General features: G+C 51.1%; 4 protein-coding genes. All 4 read left to right on the top strand.

All coding sequences use genetic code 11. The features are described from left to right. Positions 1-180 (top strand): hypothetical protein (locus F3H12_RS13400; protein ID WP_207706863.1); only part of this gene is annotated, 180 nt, incomplete at its 5' end. A gap of 100 nt (positions 181-280) precedes the next feature. Beyond that, complete coding sequence (locus F3H12_RS12920; RefSeq protein WP_207706861.1) at positions 281-1,006, top strand: pseudouridine synthase; 726 nt, start codon at positions 281-283, stop codon at positions 1,004-1,006. Then, positions 999-1,871 carry a hypothetical protein gene (locus F3H12_RS12915; RefSeq protein WP_149679725.1) on the top strand — a complete coding sequence of 291 codons (873 nt, stop codon included), beginning with the start codon at positions 999-1,001 and terminating at the stop codon, positions 1,869-1,871. Before F3H12_RS12920 ends, F3H12_RS12915 begins: the two co-directional genes overlap by 8 nt. A 92-nt stretch (positions 1,872-1,963) precedes the next feature. Continuing rightward, on the top strand, positions 1,964-3,202 hold the full coding sequence (glyA, locus tag F3H12_RS12910) for a serine hydroxymethyltransferase (protein ID WP_479694083.1): 1,239 nt from the start codon (positions 1,964-1,966) through the stop codon (positions 3,200-3,202). The last annotated feature ends 224 nt before the right edge of the window (positions 3,203-3,426 follow it).

Below are 3,426 nucleotides of genomic sequence, written 5' to 3'. Positions count from 1 at the left end.
CTCCTTCCTCTAAATGGTTTGTTGTGTATAATCCCATTTTATCAAAGAAGGATGTCTCTTGTTTATTTTTTTCCTACAACAATTTTACACTATGCTGCAAGGATTTCATGGCATCCGGAAATCCTGTTGCCGGCAGGCGTGTATGAAACGGACAGGAATGTGGCAGTCTCTTCAATATGACGGCAGAAAGCATGGCTTTGGACGACGCTGTTGTGCACAAATTAAATAGTATACATGATGGGACTATGGTATAATGTTTTCCGGAATGGACGATGAGCAAATGAGCGAAAAAATGCGTCTTCAGAAATATCTCGCCAAATGCGGCATAGCATCCAGGCGCCATGCCGAGCAAATGATCCGTGACGGCAGGGTGCGGGTAAACGGGCATACCGTGACCGAGATGGGCGTTACGGTTTCGGAACATGACCTGGTGGAGTTTGACGGAAAGCCGGTGGTACCCGAAGAAAAACCGGTCTATATCATGCTGAACAAACCCAGGGGTTATGTCACGACGGTGTCGGATCCACAGGGCAGAAAAACCGTTATGGACCTGGTAGACGACGTTCCGGAACGCGTCTATCCGGTGGGAAGGCTTGATTATGACACAACAGGCCTGCTCATCCTGACCAATGACGGGGATTTTGCCTATCACAGCACCCATCCGGGGCATGAGGTGAACAAAACCTATCTCGCGGAGGTTGAAGGCATACCTTCCGAAAACGCCCTGAAAAAGCTGAGGGAGGGTATCCTGCTGGACGGCAGGCCCACATCCCCGGCAAAGGTTGAACTGGTGGAGCAAAAAAAGCACAGCGCCGTATTGCGGATAACCATCCATGAAGGCCGCAACAGGCAGGTCAAAAGAATGTGTGAAGCCGTTGGCCATCCGGTGAAGAAACTGAAGCGCATTGCCATCGGCAACCTCACGCTGGGCGATCTGAAACCGGGGCAATGGCGCTATTTGTCCGCTTCGGATATCAGAAAAATCAAGGGGGACAAAAATGGATAATCAACCACGTAAAGTCAGACTGATCAATGCCTATTTCAAGGAATCCATCAAGTTTTACGACTTAGACAGGCCCGTGGTAGCACGGGTGATATTCGTTCTCCTGCTGGGTGTTCTCTTTAGAGGCTATTTGCTGGCCAGGCCTTTTGTTTTAGACCTCTATACCCAGTATGAACAGCTGTTTATCCGGCTGCAGGAGAATATGAGCCTCGACAGCCTGAACAGCGTCCTCTTTGCTTCGGGCGCCTATGAAACCATAGCCCGTTCGTTCATGTATGTCGCTCTGATTTTTCTGGGCATCAGGGTGCTGACCTTTTTCATTTCCCTGTTCTACGGAAGCTGGTATTTCTTCGGGCTGACCAATCCGCAGATGTCCGGCGCTCAAAGAACGTCGGTTTTCTTTGCGCGGCTGCCCAAGATCATCCTTTTCAATCTCCTTTTTTATGCGGCCATCTATGTGGTGGTGGCGGTTATGGTCGTTGCGACTGTATATGTGCCCGGTCTGGCCGTTTTTACCGCGTTGCTCCCCATGGTCATCCTGATCGTAAGTACCCTGTATGTGTTTAAGGATCTGCTCATTATTGAATTCGACGTGGGACCTGTCCGGAATTTCAGGAAGTCTCTGGAGCTGACCCGAAACAGCAGAAAGTACGTGCTCTCCAACATGATGAGCCTCTATGCCCTGGGATGGCTGCTGAACCTGTTTTCCATGGATGTGGAAAACGCTGCTCTGGCTCTGTTTATTTCTGCGTTCCTTGAGAGCATGCTCAAGCTTATCACCCAGAGGCTGTCGGTGCTCATGTTTATTGATGCCGCATCCCTGGAGCGGAAGGACAGAGTGTCGAATCAGGATGAAACGCTTGTATAGGCTTTGCATAAATATTCATTCTTTATTGACATCATCTTTCACAAAGCATTATAATCAGATTTGTGATTAATTGGATGGGGGATATAGAGATGCTGAAGTATAACGAAATAGAAAGAATCGATCCAGAAGTTGCAAAAGCCATCTACGATGAAATCAATCGCCAGAACGGCAACATCGAACTGATTGCATCGGAAAATTTTGTCAGCAAGGCAGTACTGGAAGCATGCGGCACTCCCCTCACGAACAAGTATGCGGAAGGGTATCCCGGAAAGCGCTATTACGGCGGATGCGAGCATGTGGACGTGGTTGAAAACCTGGCCATCAGCAGGGCAAAGGAACTGTTCGGCGCAGAGCATGCCAATGTGCAGCCCCATTCCGGCGCCCAGGCCAACATGGCCGTGTTTTTCGCGGTCATGGAACCCGGCGATGTCTTCATGGGGATGAACCTGTCCCACGGCGGCCATCTGAGCCATGGCATGGCCATCAACATGTCCGGAAGGTATTACAAGCCCGTTGCCTATGGCGTCAGCGAGAAGGACGGCTGCATTGACTATGATGCCCTGCGGAAGACCGCCCGCGAATGCAGGCCCAAGCTCATCATCGCAGGTGCCAGCGCCTATTCCCGGATCATCGATTTCAAGGCCTTCAGGGAGATCTGTGACGAAGTAGGTGCCCTGCTTTTGGTGGATATGGCCCACATTGCAGGCCTTGTGGCAGCCGGTGTGCATCCCAGTCCTGTTCCCTATGCGGATTTTGTGACAACAACCACCCATAAGTCCCTGAGGGGTCCCAGGGGCGGTTTGATCCTGTGCAAGGCCAAATATGCCAAGGAAATCGACCGGGCCGTATTCCCGGGTATCCAGGGAGGCCCGCTGATGCATATCATTGCCGGCAAGGCTGTATGCCTCAAGGAAGCCATGTCCGATTCCTTCAAGGCTTACCAGCAGCAGATCGTCAAGAACGCAAAAGCGTTGGCAGCCGCTTTGATGGAGAAGGGCTTCAAGATCGTTTCCGGAGGTACCGACAACCATCTGATGCTGATTGACCTGACCAACAAGGGCATTACCGGAAAAGATGCCCAGAGCATGCTGGACGAGGTAAGGATAACCGTCAACAAGAACGGCATCCCGTTTGATACCCTGAGCCCGTTCATCACCAGCGGTATCCGTGTCGGCACACCCGCAGTCACCACAAGGGGCATGAAGGAAGAGCAGATGAAGGAGATCGCAGAGCTTCTGGATATGGCCCTCAGCGGCAATTATGAGGCCAACAAGGAAGCGATCATCAGGCGGGTGGATGATCTGACCCGCAGGTTCCCGCTCTATGACTGATATCGGGAGTAAACCCTATTTGGATAATGTGATATGGCAGGATAAGCCGTTCCGTTAAGGAACGGCTTTTTTGCCGGGTAAAGCAGGGCTGCCGTGACGTTCGCCTGCCATCAATGGCAGGGCATTTTTTGGTTCTACGTCAAATGTTGGGGTGGAACCAGTAAAATGAAGTAGCATATGGAATATGGGCAGATGATCAAGTATGGTCATCTGCCTTTTTTCTG

Origin of the sequence: Thermoclostridium caenicola, assembly GCF_900142095.1 — a bacterium.
GTDB lineage: Bacteria > Bacillota > Clostridia > DSM-8532 > DSM-8532 > Thermoclostridium_A > Thermoclostridium_A caenicola.
This window is presented reverse-complemented; position numbering and strand designations above follow the sequence as displayed.